Annotated in this window: 19 protein-coding genes; 10 read left to right on the top strand and 9 right to left on the bottom strand. The window is 51.0% G+C overall.

The annotated features are described in order from the left end of the window. The first annotated feature begins 17 nt into the window (after positions 1–17). From ACTNE6_RS06135 to greB, 3 genes are all read left to right on the top strand, one after another. Complete coding sequence (locus ACTNE6_RS06135) at positions 18–380, top strand: hypothetical protein (RefSeq protein ID WP_331819736.1); 363 nt, start codon at positions 18–20, stop codon at positions 378–380. A 432-nt stretch (positions 381–812) separates the two neighbouring features. Then, on the top strand, positions 813–2,912 hold the full coding sequence (locus ACTNE6_RS06140) for an AAA family ATPase (RefSeq protein ID WP_442498991.1): 2,100 nt from the start codon (positions 813–815) through the stop codon (positions 2,910–2,912). 148 nt (positions 2,913–3,060) lie between these two features. Then, positions 3,061–3,546 carry a transcription elongation factor GreB gene (gene greB, locus ACTNE6_RS06145; protein ID WP_442498992.1) on the top strand — a complete coding sequence of 162 codons (486 nt, stop codon included), beginning with the start codon at positions 3,061–3,063 and terminating at the stop codon, positions 3,544–3,546. A gap of 224 nt (positions 3,547–3,770) precedes the next feature. Here greB and ACTNE6_RS06150 read toward each other — a convergent pair whose 3' ends face one another. Next, positions 3,771–4,574, bottom strand: coding sequence for a L,D-transpeptidase family protein (locus ACTNE6_RS06150; RefSeq protein WP_442498993.1), 804 nt, complete (start codon positions 4,572–4,574; stop codon positions 3,771–3,773). 263 nt (positions 4,575–4,837) lie between these two features. Here ACTNE6_RS06150 and ACTNE6_RS06155 point away from each other — a divergent pair, with 263 nt between their 5' ends. Then, the gene (locus ACTNE6_RS06155) at positions 4,838–5,317 is read left to right on the top strand and encodes an FKBP-type peptidyl-prolyl cis-trans isomerase (RefSeq protein ID WP_442498994.1); all 480 of its coding nucleotides are present in this window, start codon (positions 4,838–4,840) and stop codon (positions 5,315–5,317) included. 43 nt (positions 5,318–5,360) lie between these two features. Here ACTNE6_RS06155 and corA read toward each other — a convergent pair whose 3' ends face one another. Continuing rightward, a complete protein-coding gene (corA, locus tag ACTNE6_RS06160; RefSeq protein ID WP_442498995.1) occupies positions 5,361–6,425 on the bottom strand; it encodes a magnesium/cobalt transporter CorA in 1,065 nt (354 codons plus the stop codon). Between the two features lie 35 nt (positions 6,426–6,460). Further along, complete coding sequence (locus tag ACTNE6_RS06165) at positions 6,461–7,096, bottom strand: YchE family NAAT transporter (RefSeq protein WP_442498996.1); 636 nt, start codon at positions 7,094–7,096, stop codon at positions 6,461–6,463. A 92-nt stretch (positions 7,097–7,188) separates the two neighbouring features. Between ACTNE6_RS06165 and ACTNE6_RS06170 the strand changes: the two genes are divergently transcribed. After that, complete coding sequence (locus ACTNE6_RS06170; protein WP_442498997.1) at positions 7,189–7,674, top strand: ATP-dependent zinc protease family protein; 486 nt, start codon at positions 7,189–7,191, stop codon at positions 7,672–7,674. Between the two features lie 269 nt (positions 7,675–7,943). Continuing rightward, on the top strand, positions 7,944–8,393 hold the full coding sequence (locus tag ACTNE6_RS06175) for a CBS domain-containing protein (protein ID WP_442498998.1): 450 nt from the start codon (positions 7,944–7,946) through the stop codon (positions 8,391–8,393). A 3-nt stretch (positions 8,394–8,396) separates the two neighbouring features. On the opposite strand, the gene ACTNE6_RS06180 is transcribed toward ACTNE6_RS06175, so the two are convergent. Together ACTNE6_RS06180 and ACTNE6_RS06185 are read right to left on the bottom strand one after the other, a co-directional pair. Next, complete coding sequence (locus ACTNE6_RS06180) at positions 8,397–9,581, bottom strand: serine aminopeptidase domain-containing protein (protein WP_442498999.1); 1,185 nt, start codon at positions 9,579–9,581, stop codon at positions 8,397–8,399. Between the two features lie 238 nt (positions 9,582–9,819). Beyond that, entirely contained in the window at positions 9,820–10,386 is a 567-nt protein-coding gene (locus ACTNE6_RS06185; RefSeq protein WP_442499000.1) for a YbhB/YbcL family Raf kinase inhibitor-like protein, read from the bottom strand. A gap of 170 nt (positions 10,387–10,556) precedes the next feature. Between ACTNE6_RS06185 and ACTNE6_RS06190 the strand changes: the two genes are divergently transcribed. Together ACTNE6_RS06190 and ACTNE6_RS06195 are read left to right on the top strand one after the other, a co-directional pair. After that, positions 10,557–12,176 (top strand): AAA family ATPase, encoded by a 1,620-nt coding sequence (locus tag ACTNE6_RS06190; RefSeq protein WP_442499001.1) that lies wholly within the window; start codon positions 10,557–10,559, stop codon positions 12,174–12,176. A 133-nt stretch (positions 12,177–12,309) separates the two neighbouring features. After that, on the top strand, positions 12,310–13,410 hold the full coding sequence (locus ACTNE6_RS06195; protein ID WP_194968708.1) for an AI-2E family transporter: 1,101 nt from the start codon (positions 12,310–12,312) through the stop codon (positions 13,408–13,410). A 52-nt stretch (positions 13,411–13,462) separates the two neighbouring features. Here the strand turns inward: ACTNE6_RS06195 and ACTNE6_RS06200 are convergent, their stop codons facing one another. Genes ACTNE6_RS06200 through ACTNE6_RS06210 form a run of 3 tightly spaced genes read right to left on the bottom strand, consistent with a single transcriptional unit; the run spans position 13,463 to position 15,926 of the window. Next, positions 13,463–14,878 carry a PhoH family protein gene (locus tag ACTNE6_RS06200; protein WP_442499002.1) on the bottom strand — a complete coding sequence of 472 codons (1,416 nt, stop codon included), beginning with the start codon at positions 14,876–14,878 and terminating at the stop codon, positions 13,463–13,465. Next, complete coding sequence (locus tag ACTNE6_RS06205; protein WP_434483177.1) at positions 14,875–15,357, bottom strand: peroxiredoxin; 483 nt, start codon at positions 15,355–15,357, stop codon at positions 14,875–14,877. The genes ACTNE6_RS06200 and ACTNE6_RS06205 overlap by 4 nt, the downstream gene beginning before the upstream one ends. 8 nt (positions 15,358–15,365) lie before the next feature. Next, on the bottom strand, positions 15,366–15,926 hold the full coding sequence (locus ACTNE6_RS06210; RefSeq protein WP_434483178.1) for a glycine cleavage system protein R: 561 nt from the start codon (positions 15,924–15,926) through the stop codon (positions 15,366–15,368). 130 nt (positions 15,927–16,056) lie between these two features. Here ACTNE6_RS06210 and ACTNE6_RS06215 point away from each other — a divergent pair, with 130 nt between their 5' ends. Both ACTNE6_RS06215 and ACTNE6_RS06220 read left to right on the top strand, forming a co-directional pair. Beyond that, entirely contained in the window at positions 16,057–17,547 is a 1,491-nt protein-coding gene (locus ACTNE6_RS06215; RefSeq protein WP_442499003.1) for an SPOR domain-containing protein, read from the top strand. Positions 17,548–17,573: 26 nt separating this feature from the next. Continuing rightward, the gene (locus tag ACTNE6_RS06220) at positions 17,574–18,476 is read left to right on the top strand and encodes a 5'-nucleotidase (RefSeq protein WP_434483180.1); all 903 of its coding nucleotides are present in this window, start codon (positions 17,574–17,576) and stop codon (positions 18,474–18,476) included. A 36-nt stretch (positions 18,477–18,512) separates the two neighbouring features. On the opposite strand, the gene epmB is transcribed toward ACTNE6_RS06220, so the two are convergent. Next, positions 18,513–19,541, bottom strand: a complete 1,029-nt coding sequence (epmB, locus tag ACTNE6_RS06225; protein ID WP_442499004.1) for an EF-P beta-lysylation protein EpmB — start codon at positions 19,539–19,541, stop codon at positions 18,513–18,515. Positions 19,542–19,582 lie beyond the last annotated feature (41 nt).

A 19,582-nucleotide genomic window follows, 5' to 3' on the forward strand; every position in this document is an offset into this window, starting at 1 on the left:
AACTTAGCAAACTAAAGATGAAATCAGTCGGCATTGTCATGGTGGTGGGATTTATCCTGCTTTATTTCGTAAATGCAGCCTTTAAAGTGGATATATGGCACCAGGAGATTCTGATCCACAGTGCTATCCGATTCTTTACCGGCTTTATCGCTATCGGAATCTGGTTTTTTTTAAAGCATAAAATCAGATTCATGAACGTGTTATATGTCATTTTAGCCGTGGCATTCGCCGATGATATCTGGGATTATTTTAGAAATATCAACAGCTTTCAGTTCGAAGCCGAGCTGCACGGCGCTTATATGCTGCTATGGGGGGCTCTGGCGGGTTATGTGTTCGCGAGGCATTTAAAGAACAAGAGAGATAAACGGTGGGAGCTCTAGTCTGGATATTTCATAAAACCCAGAGAACACGAAGAAAAGCAAGCCGTTGTCATTCTCTTCACTGATCACTTCATGAATTTATCTGAAAATATTGGCAAGCATCTGAATTGAAAAACCTTCGTGTACTCGATTGCTGTTCCAGACGTAATTCTACCTTCTGCATCCATGCAGTCGTTCGTGGTGAAATATTCAGATTAATGACTACATCATCAATCGTTTTCTTAAGCAGCGCTCTTAAATCAGGTATCGAAATGTGTGTCTGAGGCAATTCACTGCACATCAACTCTTCTTCGACCCTTTCTGGCCCGGTTTCTGTGTATTTGTACAAAGGCAGCGGAACCTCAGGCTTGAATCAGGGTCTAACAGGCTTTTGTTCAGCGCACTCATGCTCCGGCCCCGGAACATGACTAGCGCCCGCTTTGAGGTACTTTCATGTCAGATTTGTCGAAATCCAGCGATGCGGCTCCGGCCGCAACGCGTCTTAGGCTCGCCATCAAGAAGGCTGCCGGCCGGCTGCAGGACTGGTTTGTAATCCAATCGGCGGCCGTCAAGCTGACGGTGCTGGCCGTTGCCCTCCTGATCCCCGTCACCGGCATCTATTCGTTCACGCTCATCCAGAAACAGGCCGTCGTGGCCGAGCAGGTCAAGAGCATGACGACGGACGAGGCGGCGTGGACGCTCAACGACAAGCTGCCCGTAGTGTTCGGTACCGGTTCAGTATTGAGTTTTTTGGAAGCGAACCCGGTCGAGCGCATCACCGTGGTTTACGAGCCATTGCTGTGGAACGTATCGGAGCGCATCATCCTGGTTGAATCGCAGGGCAAACTGCATGCGTATTACCCCAGCGACATGGAGGCCAAGATCTTCGCCGACAAGGCTGTCACTGCGCCGTGGGGCGGCAAGCTTGCCTTCATACCGCGTGCAGAGCTCGATCCCAGCAGTCTTGAATTGTTCGAGCTCCTGGACCAGCGTTTTGCCAGTGCCCGCCCGCAGTCCCAGAATGACGACTTGAAGGCCGGCGTCACCGGTATGCTGTCGGTCGTGCTGACGCTCGGCGTGCTGGGCTTCCTGTACTTCCAGCTCAAGAGCCAGCACAAGTCGCTCAAGTTCATCGAACCGGCACAGGTGGACGGCTCCATCGACGATCTGGTGGGTATGGATGACATCAAGGCCGAAGTGGCGCAGATCAAGGATCAGTATGAACGCCGCGCGGAATATGCCGAATACGGCATATTCAAGCCCTTCAATGTGATGTTCAGCGGCCCGGCCGGTACCGGCAAGACCAAGCTGGCCAGTTATCTGGCCAAGGAGCTGCAGCTGCCCATCCTGTTCCACTCCGCAGCCAACCTGGAAACGGGGTTCGTATCCGGCGGCTCGAACACGCTCAGCCGCATCGTAGCCATGGCCAAGCGGCGCAAGCGCTGCATCGTCTTCCTGGACGAGGCGCAGGATCTGTTCATGAAACGCGGCGGCCGCCGCAAGTTTGACGACGACACCGCGAACACGTTTCTGTCCGTGCTGGATGGCGTGCGCAGCAAGAACGAAGCCGAGATCATCTGGATCGTGGCCAGCAATTTCAACAGCGAAACCATGGAGATGGACGAGGCCATGCTGCGTCGCTTCCAGATGAAGGTGGATTTCCGCATGCCCAACCGGGCGGAACGGCTGGCCATCTTCGGCCACTACCTGGACCAGCGGGCCGACAAGGTGCTGCCCGACCTGGACCTGCGCCATCTGGTGGAAGTGACAGAAGGCCGCAGCCCGGCGGACCTGGAGACCATCGTTAACCAGGCGGGCATCACGGCCGTGAAGACGGGCTGCATGATCGGCGCCGATACCCTGATGCAGGCCGCCGAGCGCGTACTGGTGGGCAACGTTAACACCAACACCACGAAAGAGCGCGAACGCGACCGCCGCATCATCGCCGTGCACGAATGGGGCCACTTCCTGGTGGACCTCGAGCGCGAACGCCAGCTGACCAACGACAACTGGGAGCAGATCCTGGCCGACATGAAGACCATCAAGATTTCGCTCAAGGCCAACCCGCGCACCAACGCCTTGGGCTTTGTCTTCCACAAGCAGGGGACCAACCTGCTCAAGACCAAGGGCGACATCGAGCATGATGTGCGCGTGCTGCTGGGGGGTATGGCCAATGAGGAACTGTTCTTTGGCGAAGATGGCACGACCAACGGCGCGCACAACGACATCACCCGCGTGACGCAGTTGCTGCACCACGCCGTGGGCGAAATGGGCATGTACCGCAAGACCCGCCTGAACTTCGGCGCGCTTTCCCGCGAGAGCCGCGAAGTGGACGAGGAAACGCGCAGCATCATGGAAGCGCAGAGCGAGCGCATGTATGGCGAAACCAAGGCCGTGCTGGCTAAGCTCAAGCCGCTGACCGAGCATCTGGTCGGCAAGCTCCTGGAAGCCAACGAGATGAGCCTGAGCGAGGCGCTGTTCGAGGTCCGCAACTTCGAGGCGGCCTGTACTGTGCAGGAATTTCAGAGTGAGGCTGAGATCGAAACAGTTTGACACTTGCAGCATCACATAAAAATGCACTCAAGGCTGACAAGCTATTGCGTACAGCGACGGCAGGCGCTTGCGCCACCAGGTTTCGATAATCACGGCCTAAAAATTAATATTCATATAAATTATTGAAGTAAATCAATCATAAAAAACAATGACTTCTAGAAATAATCTGATAACTCGTGAAGGAAGAACTCAGTTGGAAAACGAGCTGGATTATCTTTGGCGGATAGAGCGCAGAGCGGTAACGCAATCCGTCACAGAAGCTGCAGCACATGGCGATCGATCAGAAAATGCCGAATACAAGGAAGGGAAGCGACGGTTAAGAGAAATAGATCGTCGAATCCGTTTTCTTACCAAGCGGTTGGACGTTTTAAAAGTTGTTGATTACTCACCCCAGCAAGAAGGTAAAGTATTTTTTGGAGCCTGGGTGGAGCTTGAAAATGAGGCGGGGGAAATCGTTCATTATCGAATAGTTGGCTCAGATGAATTTGATCCACATAAAAAGGCGATTAGCATAAATTCGCCTATGGCCAGAGCCCTTATTGGAAAATCAGTTGATGATGAGATAGTGGTTATTACCCCTGAAGGGAGAAAGGAGTGGATTATCAATGCAATTCAATATAAACCTTTTGATTGAGGCTGTTGGCCGGAAATAGCTTTATCAGGACTTACGCAGTTCGCCTGTTCAACCGCCGAAACAAGCGATTTTAAAACTTGTGAGGGCGGCTTCGCCTAGAGCGCCCACAGGCTTGCGTAAGTCTTGATTGATTATCTCAAATCAAAATAACCAGCCGCTAATTGGAAATTGGCGAGCGACTCCCGGGTCGGTTTTTTTCGATTCCAACAAGCCAGACTGGATGATCACAGTCTGGCGGCAGCCACCGGCTTCGATCCAGGCGACAGGGCTCTAATTTCGCGGGAGATCCGCGAATAGAGCTCCGGAGTCCAGGCCGGGAGGCCTTCGATGTCAGCCTTCAGAGGGAAAATTCTGGGGTCATGCGGGGCAATCACAACTTTCACATTTTCGGCGCCCGTGTGTGCGGTCAGGACGAAAAGTTCCTCTATCGTTTCATCTTCCATGGCCAGGCAGCCGAGGGAATTGGCTTTGCCATGGATAAAAATATCCGACCCCGGATCAGAGCGTCCTTCTTGCCATGCATGGAAGAGGTCGAATTCGTTGGGGTAATTTAATTTCATCGACAAGTGGAAATGGCTGTTCGGGTTCAGTCCGGCGATCCGGTAAACGCCCTCCGGCACCTGCATGTCGCCTTGACGTAGCTTGGGGCCGGGCACACCGCTGGCGGCGCGGATGCGATAATTGCGGATGAGGCGGAACTCGCCGCTGTCTCTGGCCCAGAGCTCCAGCTTCATTTCCTGTTTCAAGGCGATGAACGTCACTTCCCGGGGCGGATAGGCCACCTTCGCCTTGTCGAAATAGGGTTTGAGTTTGCTCGTTGCATAAGCGCCATAAGTTTGCAGAACATCCTGCACGGTCCGTTGGCCGGGCAGCTTGCTGAGCGGGATGTCATGAGTTTTCCTCGCAGCTTGAGTCTGCGGTTTGACGACCGTGGCGCTGGCCGTAGGAGAGGCAGGCTTGTGCCCGGAGCAGGCGAAGAGGAATCCTGTCGCGGCCAAGCCGACGATGATTTTGGCAGTTGATTTCATTATAGACGCTGGAAATGAAGTGGCGGCCGGCATAGTTTAGGTAACCCTTAACCTGTCCGCAAGCTCAAGATTTGCCATCGAAGGAAAATGGTGCAGGATTTACGCATTTTGCCTGTGATTGAGGCGGCCGCCAGCGTGATATGTAAGAATTCCTCATGGCTGATTTCAATCATAGGATTTTGGCTTTGTCGCTTATTTTTCCAGACAAATGCTCGATAAATCGATATGATAGCCACCTTTTAATTCACGAAAAAGGTTTCAACATGCAAGTAGCAGACAATATGGCTGTTTCTATTCACTACACTTTGACCAATGATGCCGGCGAGGAGTTGGACAGTTCAGTTGGGGATGAGCCGTTGGTTTACCTGCATGGCATGGGGAACATTATTCCTGGCTTGGAAAAAGCCTTGACGGGTAAATCGGCAGGGGACAAATTCAATGTCCACATCGAACCGGCGGATGCTTACGGCGAGCATGAAGACGATATGGTCCAGGTTCTCCCTCGGGCGATGTTCGAAGGCATAGACACGGTTGAAGTCGGCATGCAGTTTCATGCCGATGTCAGCTCAGGTCCGGGCATTGTCACAGTGGTCGATGTCGATGGCGATGACATTACCATCGACGGCAACCACCCGCTGGCCGGCGAAGCGTTGAATTTCGACGTTGAAGTCGTAGCGGTCAGGCCCGCAACACAGGACGAACTCGCGCACGGGCATGTGCACGGCGCCGGTTGCCATCACTAATTTATTAGAGATACCGGTTCCGGCATCAGCGGAACCGGTTTGGCTAAAGCCAGTTTTTCTTCTTAAAGTAGCCGAGCAGAAAGACCGAGATGGCGATAAAGACGCCCCAAAGGGCCGGATAAGCCCACTTCCATTTCAGTTCCGGCATATACTCGAAGTTCATGCCGTAGACGCCGGCAATGAAAGTCAATGGAATGAATATCGTGGCGAACACGGTCAGGACTTTCATGGTCTCGTTCATTTTGTTGCTGACGCTGGACAAGTAAATGTCCATCATGCCGGCGATCAGATCGCGGCAGGATTCCATGGCTTCGATGACGCGTATAGCATGGTCATAGACATCGCCGAAATAGCGCTTGGTGCGGTCATGCAGCAAATCCGACTCGCTACGTTGTATGCCGGCCAATAATTCCCGCAGCGGCGAGACGCTTCTGCGCAAGAAAATCAATTCGCGCTTGATGATCTGTATGGTCGCCAGCGTTTTTGCCGAGGGCGATGACAGCAATTCATCCTCGACGGTTTCAATCAGCTCATCGAGCTTATCCTGCAGGGTGAAATACTCATCAACGACAGTATCCATGATCACGTAAGCCAGGTAATCCGTGCCGAAATTGCGCAAGCGGCCTTTCTCATTGTTGAGCTGGGCCAGAATCGGATCGAATATAGCGTCGGGTTTTTCCTTGAAAGAAAAAACGAATTTGTCGAGGACCAATAAGCTGACCTGTTCATAGGCCACGTCAAATACGTCGTCACTGAGGGACAGGGCTTTCAGGACGATATACAGATAGTCCTCATAATCCTCGAATTTGGGCCGTTGATGGGTATTGAGGATATCTTCAAGCACCAGTGCATGAATACCGAAATGTCTGCCGATAGCCTCGATGGCCGAAACGTCTGTCAGACCTTCGATATTAACCCAGGTTACCGTATCGGTATCTTTATACGGCAGAATGTCGTCGATCGATTTGACGATGCGCTTTTCGAGCATGGATTTATTGTAATCCACAACCGTGATTCGGTTTTCAACCATGTGCACTTCGCCGACATGCACAAGCGATCCAGACGGCAGGCCGGATTTTTCAGACGAATAACTTAATGATTCAGACATGATAAAAAATAATCAGGTGAGCAGTATTGCAGGTTTCAGCCAGCCAATGCCGGGAACAAGCCTTTCAGGCCGCTGGCGATAAATTCAACAGCCAGCGCCGAAAGAATCAGCCCCATTAGCCGTATGAATATGTTGATGCCGGTTTGGCTGATATGCCGGACCAGCCAGGGAGTCGTTCTCAGCACGATCCATAAAATTATCATGACGGCAATGATATCCAGGCTCATGAACAAGTAATGATTGATATCGGTGCCCCGGTGCGAATACAGGATGACCGTGCTGATGGCGCCCGGCCCGGCCAGAAGCGGCATCGACAAAGGCACCACGGCAATGGATTGTTTGGCTTCGCCTTCTTTGGCTTCCTTTTTGGTGTGCACGGTTTCGCTGATTTTAGCCTGCAGCATGGAAAGCGCCATCAGCATCAGCAAAATGCCGCCGCTGACCCGGAATGAATTGAGGCTGATGCCGAAAAATCGAAGCAGGCCTTCGCCCAGAAAGAGCGCCAGCAGCAGAATCGTCGTGACCGTTATCACGACGGTTTTTTCGATGGTTCTGAGTTCGGTTTCCTTCGTGTTAGAGGTTAACGCGGCGATAATAGGAATCATGCCTATCGGATCGACCACGGCAAATAAGGCGACAAATATTTTTATATAATCCGTATATTCAAGCATAATGTTTTCCGGCAATCGGAGCGAATCGAAGGATTCGACAGGCTACAAGCATAACTCTAAACCGATAATAGATCTCCAGGCAAAGATAAATAATGACAGATTTATCGACACACTTACCGATGCTGGGCTGGCGCGAATGGGTGGCGCTGCCAGAACTGAATATCGGACAGATCAAGGCTAAAATCGACACCGGCGCCCGTTCATCGGCCCTGCATGCTTTCACTATAGACCCTTATCGAAAAGGCGGGCAGCGCTGGGTCATGTTCGCCATTCATCCCAGTCAGCTCAGGACCGACGTGGTGATTGAATGTCATGCGCCGGTCAAAGACCGTCGCCTGGTTTCGGACTCGGGCGGGCATAAGCAGCTGCGCTACGTCATAGAGACCGAGCTTGTGCTGGGGTGTTCGCTGATCAGGGCCGAAATGACGCTGACCAATCGCGACAGTATGCGCTTTCGCATGCTGCTCGGGCGTACCGCGATGAACAGGCGCTTTGTTATCGACCCCAGTTCATCCTATCTGCAGGGAAAGCCGGAACTCTGCCGGGATGATCGCTTGCTGGAACTCGCTGATAAGTGACCGGTATGGCGATAGCGACCATGGAGGTCCTTGGCGGTGATCTTATTGTGATAGCCAGCGGCTGCATTCAAGATGATGTGGGCCCGATGCACCAAACTATGCGGCAGTTGCCGGCTGAGAACTATGGCTTCCGGTGTCGATTGTTGGCCTGTTGTCAAAATGAAGGGTATTTTTAATGAGTTGATCAAAATCATTATAAATTTTATCCAGTCCGTCATTATTACGATTCATGCCCTGTCGCTCAGGCTTCTTTAAATTTAGGAGGCGCTATGTCAGTAGGAACAATTTGTAATCGTGAAGTGGTCATCACTGAAAAGGAGTCCTCTGTCTCGGAGGCCGCAAAGCTTATGCGCGAGTATCATGTCGGTAATGTGATCGTCGCCGAAAACCGTAACGGCTTGAATTATCCGATAGGCATGGTAACCGACAGGGATATCGTGATTAAGCTCATCGCCAAGGATATCGATATCGATGCCGTTGATGTCGGCATCATTATGGCTGAAGATCTTGTCGTGGCCAGAGAGAATGACGATCTGATCGACACTGTCAAAAAAATGTGCAGCAAAGGCATTCGGCGTCTGCCTGTGGTTGATGCGGGGGGCGCCCTGATCGGTATTTTGGCCATGGACGATCTTATCGATCTGTTTGCCGAGCAATTGAGGGATCTGGCCGGCTTGATCAGAAAAGAATTGCTTTGTGAAAAAAATCTCAGACCATAACTATTATTTTCGTGTCAGGCGTTTTTGCAGCCAGTCATCGATAACGGACAGGATATGCTCGCGCAACGGCGGGGACGAAAAAAGCTGCTCGTGGTGGCTGATGCCGGCTAGCAGGACGAGCCGGTTGTCAGGATGATTCGATCGTGCAGCGGCTGCGAAATCAATGCTCCCCCAAGCCGGCGTAATGGGATCGTTTTCGGAATAAATAAGCAGGTAAGGGGCGTCGAATCGATCCATTTGGTGCCTGAACTGGATAATTTCCTTTTCAATCGCCAGCACATAACGGAGCACGGACTGCCGTATTATGTATTTATCATTCTTCAGTTTTTGTTTTTCCTCTTCAGAATCAGTCAGATAATCCCTTACCCAATCCGGCGCGGTCGGTGAAAACAGGTTGCGCATGCCCGGCAGTGAAAATAATTCAATTATGCCATCTTGCAGCGGCACGCTGATCAAGGCCAGCAGCTGGTTGAACAGCATGAGAGGCAACGCCTCATCCTGCGGATTCAGAAAATGTTCATGCGTATGAAAAGTAAACCGGACTATCGGGTTTTGGAACCAGCCGCGCCAGCCGGGTACTTCGGTTACAGAAAAGGCCGGGGCGCTGAGCACAACGCCTTTCACTCGATCCCTTAATGCCTTGTTTTCAGCTTGCAGCAGATAGGATGAGACAACCAGCGAGCTCATGCTGTGGGACAAAATAAATATGGGCAGCGGTTTATCACCAGGGACGGTGTGTATGCCGCAGGCCAGTCGGGAACTGGCGCGGCGATCGCCAGGGATGGCGTGTATGCCGCAAGCCAGCCGGGAACTGGCGCGGCAATCGCCAGGGATGGTGTGTATGCCGCAGGTCAGTCGGGAACTGGCGCGGCTATGGCATTGATCGGACAGGTAATGCAGAGCAGATGCCAGATCGTTGCGCATGGGTTGCAGGTCCCGGAATTGGGCCTGCTCGAGATAGGCATGACTGGCATCATAAGCCGCCGCACCGGCAGTGATACTTTCATGGGCTTGTGATAATACCGGATTGCTCAGCCCGTGAGCCGTCAGGTCCAGGCCAACTACTATAAAACGGTCGGCGAAGTGTTCGGCTATACGCCCATAGCGGCCGATATGTTCATTCATGCCGTGCACGATCAGCAGGCAGCCTTGAGCGGCATCCGGCGCGGCCGGTCTCAGGATCTGCATGCTCCGCCAGGCATCATTTCCCTCCACCTTCAGGTAGACTGGTTGCCCCCAGAAAGGATAAGGCGCCGTGACTGTCTGCTGGCGCGAGCAGGCGCACAACAACAGGCATATTGAGAGACAAAAAAGGGCTTGTAGGTTGGGTTGGCAAACCCAGCATGGGGAGCCTCGAATGCTGGGTTTACCAACCCCGCCTACAGTTGATATAGCCGCCTTAAGAATGTATCTGCGCATCAGTTTATTAACGCTGATAAGTACCGATCAATTCCGTCTGGCCGATGATATGACTGGCCATCGCCTTCTCAAGCTGGGCTTTGTCAGGCCAATGCATATCCGGCAGTTCTATATCCAGGGCATACAGCTTATGAAAATAACGGTGCCGGCCTTTGGGCGGGCAAGGTCCGCCGTAACCGGTGCGTTTCCAGTCGTTCTTGCCTTGCAGCGTGCCGGTCGGCAAGGCGCTTGGAGCGACACCTTGCGGCAATTCGGAAGCTGTCGGCGGGATGTTGTAAAGCACCCAGTGAACCCAGGTCATTTTAGGCGCGGCCGGGTCGGGCGCATCGGGGTCGTCGATGATTAATGCTAGCGACTTTGTGTTTGGCGGAATGTCCGACCAGGCCAGTGCCGGTGAAACATCAGCGCCATCGCATGTAGATTGCTTGGGGATTTCGCCCTGATGGTTAAAATCGGGAGACTTCAGCGTCATGGTCATGGACTGTCCTCCTTCAGCCGGAAAGGCCGGAATGGTATAAAAACAGCAAGCCAAAAAAATCGAGCTTATAGAGACGGCTCTATTGATCGCCTTCATGGGTCACCTCGTTTTCTGTTGATGGCATAGTATCGGCGGCGCTGTTCAAATGCCGCCATGAGACGAATCAATAAACTCGCCATTTCAGGTTGGCGGCAACTCTAGGAAGATCTGGTACTCTTAAGGTCATCTACAAATTTTTTGCCATACTAAAACGGCAGAGGTATAGCATGAACAATGAATCAGACGAAAAGCGTCATGAGCCAACCAGGGAAGGAGATGCCCTTCATCCGCCGCTGATCCAGTCATTATGCAAGGCCGATGCCTATCCGCATGCAGTTGCTTCGGTCAGGCTGGTTGAAACGCATATTTCCTGGTTATTGCTGACAGGAGACTATGTGTACAAAGTCAAAAAACCGGTTGATTTCGGTTTTCTGGATTTTTCAACACTGGAGCGGCGGCGATTTTGCTGTGAGGAGGAGATAAGGCTTAATCGCCGCCTGGCGCCGGAACTGTATCTCGATGTTGTTGCTATAACAGGAACGCCGGAGCATCCGCAGCTGGCCGGCACAGGCCAGGCCTTCGAATATGCCGTCAGGATGGTGCAGTTTCCTGCCGGGCAACTGCTGAGCGAGCGGGCTGCGGACGGGAGGCTCAAGGCCGATGAGATCGATCAGACAGCCCGGCTGATTGCCGAGTTTCATGAATCCGTTGAACGGGCAGATGAAGACTCCGCTTATGGCGACAGTGAGGTGATTCAAAAATGGTTTCTGGAGAACCTCGACACGGTCAAGCCGTTGCTGACCGATGAGCGACAATTGCGCCAGCTTGAATTGATCCTGGCATGGGGCGATGCGCAATGGCGCTGCAAGGCCAGCCTGATGCAAGTGCGCAAGCGGCAGGGTTATGTGCGCGAATGCCACGGCGATCTGCACCTGAACAATATTACCCTGATCGACGGCAAGGTCACGCCGTTCGATTGCATTGAGTTCAATCCGACACTGCGCTGGATCGACGTCATGAGCGAGATAGCCTTTTTGTTCATTGATCTGCTGCATGCCGGGCATGAACGTCTGGCTTATCGTTTTCTCAATCATTATCTGCATTACACGGGCGATTATTCCGGCCTGGCGCTGTTGCGTTACTATCTGGTCTATCGCGCCATGGTGCGCGCTAAAGTGACGATGCTGCGGATGGCGCAGCAGCGCAATGATGAGGCCGTTTGCCTGCAGGCACGCGCCGAGTATGCCGTTTATGCGGATCTGGCCGAGCGCTTTACTAAAGAGGGCAAGGCCGCATTGATCATTACCCATGGCTATTCCGGATCGGGAAAGTCCACGCTGGCCAGCCAGTTGGTTGAGCGGCTGGGCGCGATACAGATCCGTTCCGATATCGAGCGCAAGAGGCTGTTCGGTTACCGGATGCTGGAGGCGACTGATAGCGGCGTCGATCAGGGCCTTTATACGCAAGAGGCGGGGCGCCGGACTTTCCAGCGTCTGTCCGAACTGGCTAAAGCCGTGATCGAAGCGGGCTTTACGGTGATTGTCGACGCGACCTTTATCCAAGCTTCACTGCGTGAGCAATTTCGAAATCTGGCAAGTGATTGCGGCGTACCATTTCTGATTATTGATTTTAAAGCCTCCGAGCAGGAATTATACAGGCGCATAGAACAGCGGCGGCAATTGATGAATGACGCGTCCGAAGCGACTTTGGACGTGCTGAAAAAGCAGCTTGTGTCGGCGCAGCCGCTGTCTGCCGATGAACTGAATTGCACGATAACCGTGGATACCGAGATGAGTAATGCGCTGGATCAGCTATTTGATGAGGTAAATAACATTCTGCCGCCTTGATGGCGGCCGAGCATACATCGGGTTGGGCGATAGGTATCCTTTTAAGCATCTCATCCCCAAAATCATCATAGGTCTAATGGTTTATTGGATGTAGAATAAAGCTAATAACTATTATAAAAATGCGTCGTTATTTATGACAACCCAACCCCCATTTGTGAATTCAAGTTTCTTTCGAGACGGTTTCAAGCGTTTTCTGCCCAATTCTCAAGCAATTGCGTTGGCAGTTATTTTAATCGTCAGCTTTGTGCTGATTTATTCATTATCCGGTTTGTTGATGCCGGTTTTCGCTTCCATTGTATTGGCTTACTTGCTTGAAGGACTGGTCAGTAAGGCTGAGAGTATGCATGTGCCGCGGCTGCCGGCGGTCTATCTGGTGTTTTCCGGATTCATGGCATGTTTGGGATTTTTGCTGTTCTATTTGATGCCGATAGTGTCACAGCAGGCCGTAGAGCTTGTTCAGCATATTCCACTGATCATCAACCAGGTGCAGGATGGCATCATGCGCCTGCCTGAAAGGTATCCGCAATTCATTTCGGAACATAGAGTCAGGGAAATGATGCTTGTCGTTCAGCGGGAACTGTTGACGTATGGTCAGAATATGCTGTCGATGTCGGCCGCGTCTGTGATGAGTCTGGTCAGTGCCATGGTTTATCTGTTTCTGGTGCCGCTAATGGTTTTTTTCTTTTTAAAGGATAAAAAAGTGCTGGTGGACTGGCTATTGCAGTTCATGCCCAGGGATCGGCATTTAACCGAGAGCGTATGGCAGGAGGTCGACATACAGATAGGCAATTATATACGTGGAAAATTTGCCGAAGTTTTTATTCTGTGGTCGGCCAGTTATGTTACGTTTTCTACGATGGGCCTGAATTACGCCATGTTGCTGGCTGTGCTGATGGGCTTGTCGGTCATTATTCCGTATGTAGGCGCTACGCTGGTGACTTTTCCGGTCTTGGGCGTGGCTTACTTTCAATGGGGACTGGCTGGCGATGACTTTATGTATGTCGTGGTAGTCTATTCAGTCATTCAGGCATTGGATGGCGTGTTTCTTGTGCCGTTCTTATTTTCCGAAGCGGTTAATTTACATCCGATAGCGATTATCGTGGCGATCCTGTTTTTTGGCGGCTTATGGGGGTTTTGGGGCGTATTTTTCGCAATTCCGCTGGCCACAGTCGTTAAAGCCGTGCTGACGGCCTGGCCGCGCCTTGGCGATAACAGCGACAATAACGTTTACTAAAATTCAGGATCAAGGCGAATTTATTCATTCGCCTTGATCCCTTCTGCCGGCTTTACAATATATCCGATGCGTAATCGGCCAGGCGCGAGCGTTCGCCCCGGCGCAGGGTGATGTGCGCACCATGCGGCCAGGTTTTGAAGCGGTCCACCACATAAGTTAATCCGGACGTGGTCGCGGTTAAGTAGGGCGTATCTATTTGTCCAAGATTGCCGACACAGACAATTTTTGTGCCGGGGCCTGCGCGCGTTATAAGGGTTTTCATCTGCTTGGAGGTCAGGTTCTGCGCCTCGTCTATAATCAGGAAGCGGTTCAGGAATGTTCGGCCGCGCATGAAGTTTAGCGATCTGATCTTGACCCGGTTCATGATCATATTCGTGGATGCGCCTTGTTCCCATTCGGTTTGCCCGGAGCGGCTGCCGAGCAGTTCAAGGTTATCGATCAATGCCCCCATCCACGGCGCCATTTTTTCTTCTTCGGTGCCGGGCAGGAAGCCGATATCTTCGCCGACCGGAATGGTTTCGCGCGTCATAACGATTTCATGATAGGCTTTGTGCTCTATGGTCATGGTCAGGCCCGCGGCTAAAGCCAGTAAGGTTTTACCGGTGCCTGCCGTGCCCAACAAGGTGACAAAATCGATGTCCGGGTCCAGCAATACATTAAGGGCGAAGTTCTGTTCGCGGTTTCTTGCCGTAATGCCCCAGACATTATTGTGTTTGGAGCGATAGTCTCTCGCCAGTTCCAATACGGCCACCTGACCTTCCACGGATCTGACGATGGCTTCAAAATTGGATTCATCTTCTATATATAAGTACTGATTGGGGTACCATTCGGCGACCAGCGGATTTTCCAGTTTATAAAAAGTGCGGTCTTTTTCCTGCCAGGATTCCATTTTCGCGCCATGCTTTTCCCAGAAATTGCTGTCCAGTGCTTTGACGCCGCTGTATAACAGGTCGATGTCTTCCAGCGTTTGGTCGTTATGGTAATCCTCGGCGGGCAGTTCCAAAGTCGCTGCCTTGATGCGCATATTGATGTCTTTGGAGACCAGAATGACTTTGGTGTCGGGCAATTCTCTTTTGAGCGCCAAAACAATACGCAGGATAGAGTTATCGGCGATATTGCCGGGCATGCTGTCCGGCAACAGTGCCGTCATGGCGCTGGTTTGGAAATACAGGCGTCCTTGGCTTTCAACGCCTTCCGCCAAGCCATGTTCTATGCGCGATAAGGGCAGGCCGTCATTGATAGTTTGCGGGCTGGCATCGCGGATCAGTTCATCCAGGAAGCGGCTGACCTGTCTGACGTTGCGGGCAACTTCGGTCAGGCCTTTTTTGGAATGATCCAGTTCTTCCAGTACAATCATCGGGATAAAAATGTCGTGTTCCTGAAAGCGAAAGATAGCGGTCGGATCGTGCATCAGCACATTGGTATCTAAAACAAATAACTTTTTGTCCGGCGATGTTTGAATGTTCATTGCTGATTTCCTGTGAGTTCCATCAATGCTTGCAACACTTCTTCTATGTGTGTTTTGACTTTTACTTTGCGCCATTCACGGGCAAGCAGTCCTTGCGGATCGATAAGGAAAGTACTGCGTTCGATGCCGCGGACCTCCTTGCCGTAAAGGGTTTTCATTTTTATGACATCAAACAATCGGCAAAGTGCTTCATCTTGATCCGATAGCAGGTCAAAAGGGAATGCCTGCTTACATTTAAAACCCTCGTGGACGCGGAGGGTGTCGCGCGATACGCCTACTACGACCGCATTGAAGGCATTGAATTTTTGGATATTGTCGCGGAAATGCTGGCCTTCCTGTGTGCAGCCCGGCGTGTTGTCTTTGGGGTAAAAATAAAGGACAACATAGTTGCCGCGATAGTCCGATAATTTGAAAGTTTTTCCGCCGGTAGACGGAACCTCAAAATCAGGCACAGGATGGCCTATGCTGAGTGTCGTCATTTCAGGGCCTATCGTTTTATGGGTTCAAGGATTGAATCAATGTTTAACTGATCGCAGAAGTCCAGGAATTCCTCGCGCAGCGACAGCAGGTGCAGATGCGGCGGGATCAGTATGACAAATTTGGTGGAGAATACGGAGGTTTGAATATAGGGCGCCTGATAGCAACTGCCGGATATTTCCTCAATGCTGATATCGCGGTCAAAAAGGAAAGTCGTAATGGATTCCATTACATTGTCGCGGTCAAGCGATATGGTTTCTAACGAATAAGGTACGTAATCACAGCTTTTTTCTTTGTTTTCCAGGCGTAATTTATGAATTTGAATCTCAAGACGCTTCTGGATGGCGTCTAATGAACTTTCGAGTTTGGCAATGTAGTTCCAGTTTCCTTGAACAAGCATATAGGCGGCTGTAGACTGGGCCAGGCGGGAAGATCTTATCTCGAGAATATTGCATTTACAGTCGCGTATGGCGGGTAATATTTCTGCAATAAAATTAATCTGGTTGTCGCCTAAAGCAGTGATAGCTAGTTGCATATTGTTCTTATAAAGTTTTATTTGAAAGTTTAACATCAAATGAGCGAAACTTTATGAACATTAAGTTTTATTGACCTTAAAATAAAGAAATTTTTTTTCAAATCGGCAAGCATCGATACTGATTCAGATTTTATGGTTATCTTTATCCCCACCAAAGGACGTGAATATGGCAGATCCAGCAAATAATAACCGCAAAAACAGCCTTAATGACTTTTATGATGAGTTAGATGCCATGCTGGATAAAGTAAAGTCTTCTCAGGTTTCATCAAATGACCGGGAAGACGAAGAGGATGCCATTGACAGATTGCTTCTGGCAGAGGATTTCGATTCAGAGGCGTTGTATCAGGCAGACGACAATGACGATCCTCAGATTGACGATATCGATTTGTCGGATGAAGCTGACGAGTTTGGCGATGATTTGCTTGCTGAAGAACAGGAAGAATACGCCTCATTTGTCGATATCATCATCGATGATGAAACAAGCGCTTCAGATGAAGAAATGCCGGATGAAATCGAGAGTTTTTTCGAGATTAATGACTCTGAAGAACAGGCGTTTGAGGCTTCCGATCATCAGGCGGTTAAGACTGGGGATCAAAGTGGGTATGAGGAAGCATTATTTGAAGACTACAGGGATAACAATATTCTTTTTAATAATTTTAATGCGCCTTCCGGCCGGGACGTTTTGGAGGATGCGGAACTTTTCGGTCTAAAAAATCGGCCTGATGTTGATAAAATCCGCACTGCCGCTCAGGATGAAGTCTTGGCTGGAATAAGGCCGAGGCGCGGTGACGATGGCCGGTTTGAATCTGATAATGCTGACATGACAGCATCGAGTGCATCCAATTCCGATCAGGATTCCATTAGCCTGCTTCAGAAGATGCTGAAGGCTGAATTAGAAAGCAAAATTCAAAGCATAAGAGTTTACGCTTATATCGCCATGGTTTTGGGCGGTGCTGCATTGATGGCTGCAATTGGGTTCGGCTTAATAGCCCATGATGCGAAAAAGGAGGCATCAAGGCTAAACGAACTCGTTAGTACGCTTGGAACGGCTTCTGTACAAAGTTCCGATAATGAGCTGAACGATATCAAGGCCGCTATTGAACAGTTGAACCAGAGAGTCGATGACATCATGGCGCAGTTGTCGAGCAAGGCGCCATTATCAGCGGAAACAGAGATAAATGAGCTTACTGAAGATGTAGCGGAAAAAGAGAAAGCGCAAGATCTGCTTAAAGACTTGCAAGCCAGGCTGGCCGTTATGGAAAGCAAAGCGCTGGCGGTGCAAGCCGCCAAACCGAAAGCTATGAGAACTGAAACCATAAAACCGGCTGTTGAAGAAATCAGCAAGCCAGTGTCCGCTTCTGCAAAGACGAAAAAAACCAAACCTCAAAAAGGCGCATCAAGAAAAGATAATGCAACAGCCGACTGGTCCGTCAATCTGATCGCTTATAGGCAAGAAGGGTACGCCAAAAGCAAAGCGGCTGAATTTGGCAAAAAAGGCGTTCCTGTTGACGTAGTTGATGTCAAAGTGGGCAGGGATACCTGGTACAGGCTATGTGTAGGGGGTTTTAAGAATAGGAATGAGGCGGCCTTGTACGCTGCGAAAGTCAAGAAGATCCTTAAGCTGAGTTCGGTCTGGGTAGGCAATATTCAGGGTTAAAGTTCAAAATACTGGCCTAGAAGCGCATGAGCAGGCAAAAACTTGTTGTCGCTATTTCATCCAGAGCCTTATTTAACCTGGATGATTCCCATGCGATATTCCAGACGCAGGGAAAGGAAGCTTTCTGCCGTTATCAGGTCGAGCATGAAGATGAAGTATTGGCTCCCGGCTATGGATTTTCTCTGGTTCAGAAATTCCTGTCTATTAATGAACGTTGTCTTGATGAACCGCTCGTTGAAATCATCCTGGTATCGCAAAACAGCGCCGATACGGGATTGAGAATCTTCAATTCAATCGCCCATTACGGGTTGAATATCACCCGCGCTGCATTTACCAGCGGCATTTCGCCTTACAACTATATTTCAGCATTCGGTGCGCATTTGTTTTTGTCAGCCAATTCCGACGATGTCGCCAAGGCGCTCGAAGCCGGCTTTGCTGCCGCTACAATACTCTGCGGCCCGTCCTCGATTACTTCGTCTGGTCAGCTGCGTATTGCGTTTGACGGCGATTCCGTTTTATTTTCCGATGAATCGGAGCGTATTTATCAACAGCAGGGGCTGCAGGTATTTGCCGAGAACGAGCGCAAAGCAGCTAAAACGCCTTTGCCGGGCGGGCCTTTTAAAGAGTTTCTTGCCGCTTTGCATTACATTCAGTCGCAGTTTGACCCGCAATCGTCGCCGATCAGGACGGCATTGGTGACTGCACGCTCGGCCCCGGCTCATGAGCGCGTGGTCAGAACTTTAAGACTCTGGGGCATCCGTATTGACGAAGCGCTGTTTTTGGGCGGCATGGCCAAAGGGCCTTTCCTGAAAGCCTTTGGGGCCGATATTTTCTTCGACGATCAGAAAAAACATTGCGAATCTGCTGCCCAGCATGTGGCCGCGGCGCATGTGCCGCATGGCATTGTCAATCAAACGCTGGCGGATTAGCGCCAGCTTGCCGGCGCTGCAATAAAGACCGGGCCGTTAGCAGCCGCTGGCGTCATCAAATACGTATTGCTTGGACGTCATGCCGGCTACTTCCTTGACCAGTTTAGGCACAAGATAGCCGGGGAGGGCGGCCTGGACTTGCCGCATCAGCGCCAGCGCATCCTGTTCGGAGACTTCAAAGTGCCCCGTTCCGTTCGCTTTATCGAGCAGGTGCAGGTAGTAAGGAATGATGCCGTGGCTGAATAAGCGCTCACTCAGTTCGCATAGCTGTTTTGCCGTATCATTGACGCCTTTCAGCAATACCGACTGATTAAATAGGGTAATGCCGCTGTTTCTGAGCGCCGTACAGGCGGCAATGACGCGCTCATTGATTTCGTTGGCATGATTGCAATGCACGACCAGAACAATCTGCGCGGGACTTTGTGTCAGCGCGTCGAGCAATTCGTTCGTTATGCGGGCGGGCAGAACGATGGGTAGTCGGCTGTGTATTCGGATGCGTTTTAAATGCCGGATGCGGCTCAGTTGTTGGATGAGTCCGGTCAAGCGGGCGTCATTGAGTATTAATGGATCACCGCCGCTTAAAATGACTTCCGAGATGGCGGGGTCTTCCTCTATATACCGGATAGCGGCATCTTCCTTCTGTTTGCTGAGTTGCAGGTCGGCATAAGGAAAGTTTCTGCGGAAACAATACCTGCAATTGATGGCGCAGCTGCCTGTGTTGATGAGCAAAATGCGGCCTTGATACTTGTGCAGTACGCTGGCTCCGGTTGCCGCCCGGAGATCGCCGACAGGATCATTGCTGAAGCCCGGGTAAGCAAGCAGCTCATCATTGACCGGCAATACCTGCCTGAGCAAAGGGTCGTGAGGATTGCCTTTTTCCATGCTGGCGGCGAAATTGAGCGGAACACGCAAAGGAAAACGCTTGCCAGCCGCTGATGAGACCGGTAAATCATCCGGCGATATATGCAGATAACGGCATAATTCTTCAATGCTATTAAAGGCTTCAGCAAGTTGTTGCTGCCAATTTAGATTAAAGTGCTCTGTCTCGGTTCGTCGTTCTAACATGAAATGGGTTATTTAGAGTTTCTATCAGTTGGGGCCATCTA

It is taken from the genome of Methylobacter sp. sgz302048 (genome assembly GCF_052162025.1).
Taxonomy (GTDB): Bacteria; Pseudomonadota; Gammaproteobacteria; order Methylococcales; family Methylomonadaceae; genus Methylobacter.

What these genes read in the sequence shown, in the direction of transcription:
- ACTNE6_RS06135 (WP_331819736.1), top strand. Translation starts at nt 18, where the DNA reads ATGAAATCAGTCGGCATTGTCATGGTGGTGGGATTTATCCTGCTTTAT.
- ACTNE6_RS06140 (WP_442498991.1), top strand. Translation starts at nt 813, where the DNA reads ATGTCAGATTTGTCGAAATCCAGCGATGCGGCTCCGGCCGCAACGCGT.
- greB (WP_442498992.1), top strand. Translation starts at nt 3,061, where the DNA reads ATGACTTCTAGAAATAATCTGATAACTCGTGAAGGAAGAACTCAGTTG.
- ACTNE6_RS06150 (WP_442498993.1), bottom strand. Translation starts at nt 4,574, where the DNA reads ATGAAATCAACTGCCAAAATCATCGTCGGCTTGGCCGCGACAGGATTC.
- ACTNE6_RS06155 (WP_442498994.1), top strand. Translation starts at nt 4,838, where the DNA reads ATGCAAGTAGCAGACAATATGGCTGTTTCTATTCACTACACTTTGACC.
- corA (WP_442498995.1), bottom strand. Translation starts at nt 6,425, where the DNA reads ATGTCTGAATCATTAAGTTATTCGTCTGAAAAATCCGGCCTGCCGTCT.
- ACTNE6_RS06165 (WP_442498996.1), bottom strand. Translation starts at nt 7,096, where the DNA reads ATGCTTGAATATACGGATTATATAAAAATATTTGTCGCCTTATTTGCC.
- ACTNE6_RS06170 (WP_442498997.1), top strand. Translation starts at nt 7,189, where the DNA reads ATGACAGATTTATCGACACACTTACCGATGCTGGGCTGGCGCGAATGG.
- ACTNE6_RS06175 (WP_442498998.1), top strand. Translation starts at nt 7,944, where the DNA reads ATGTCAGTAGGAACAATTTGTAATCGTGAAGTGGTCATCACTGAAAAG.
- ACTNE6_RS06180 (WP_442498999.1), bottom strand. Translation starts at nt 9,581, where the DNA reads ATGCAGATCCTGAGACCGGCCGCGCCGGATGCCGCTCAAGGCTGCCTG.
- ACTNE6_RS06185 (WP_442499000.1), bottom strand. Translation starts at nt 10,386, where the DNA reads ATGAAGGCGATCAATAGAGCCGTCTCTATAAGCTCGATTTTTTTGGCT.
- ACTNE6_RS06190 (WP_442499001.1), top strand. Translation starts at nt 10,557, where the DNA reads ATGAACAATGAATCAGACGAAAAGCGTCATGAGCCAACCAGGGAAGGA.
- ACTNE6_RS06195 (WP_194968708.1), top strand. Translation starts at nt 12,310, where the DNA reads ATGACAACCCAACCCCCATTTGTGAATTCAAGTTTCTTTCGAGACGGT.
- ACTNE6_RS06200 (WP_442499002.1), bottom strand. Translation starts at nt 14,878, where the DNA reads ATGAACATTCAAACATCGCCGGACAAAAAGTTATTTGTTTTAGATACC.
- ACTNE6_RS06205 (WP_434483177.1), bottom strand. Translation starts at nt 15,357, where the DNA reads ATGACGACACTCAGCATAGGCCATCCTGTGCCTGATTTTGAGGTTCCG.
- ACTNE6_RS06210 (WP_434483178.1), bottom strand. Translation starts at nt 15,926, where the DNA reads ATGTTAAACTTTCAAATAAAACTTTATAAGAACAATATGCAACTAGCT.
- ACTNE6_RS06215 (WP_442499003.1), top strand. Translation starts at nt 16,057, where the DNA reads ATGGCAGATCCAGCAAATAATAACCGCAAAAACAGCCTTAATGACTTT.
- ACTNE6_RS06220 (WP_434483180.1), top strand. Translation starts at nt 17,574, where the DNA reads ATGAGCAGGCAAAAACTTGTTGTCGCTATTTCATCCAGAGCCTTATTT.
- epmB (WP_442499004.1), bottom strand. Translation starts at nt 19,541, where the DNA reads ATGTTAGAACGACGAACCGAGACAGAGCACTTTAATCTAAATTGGCAG.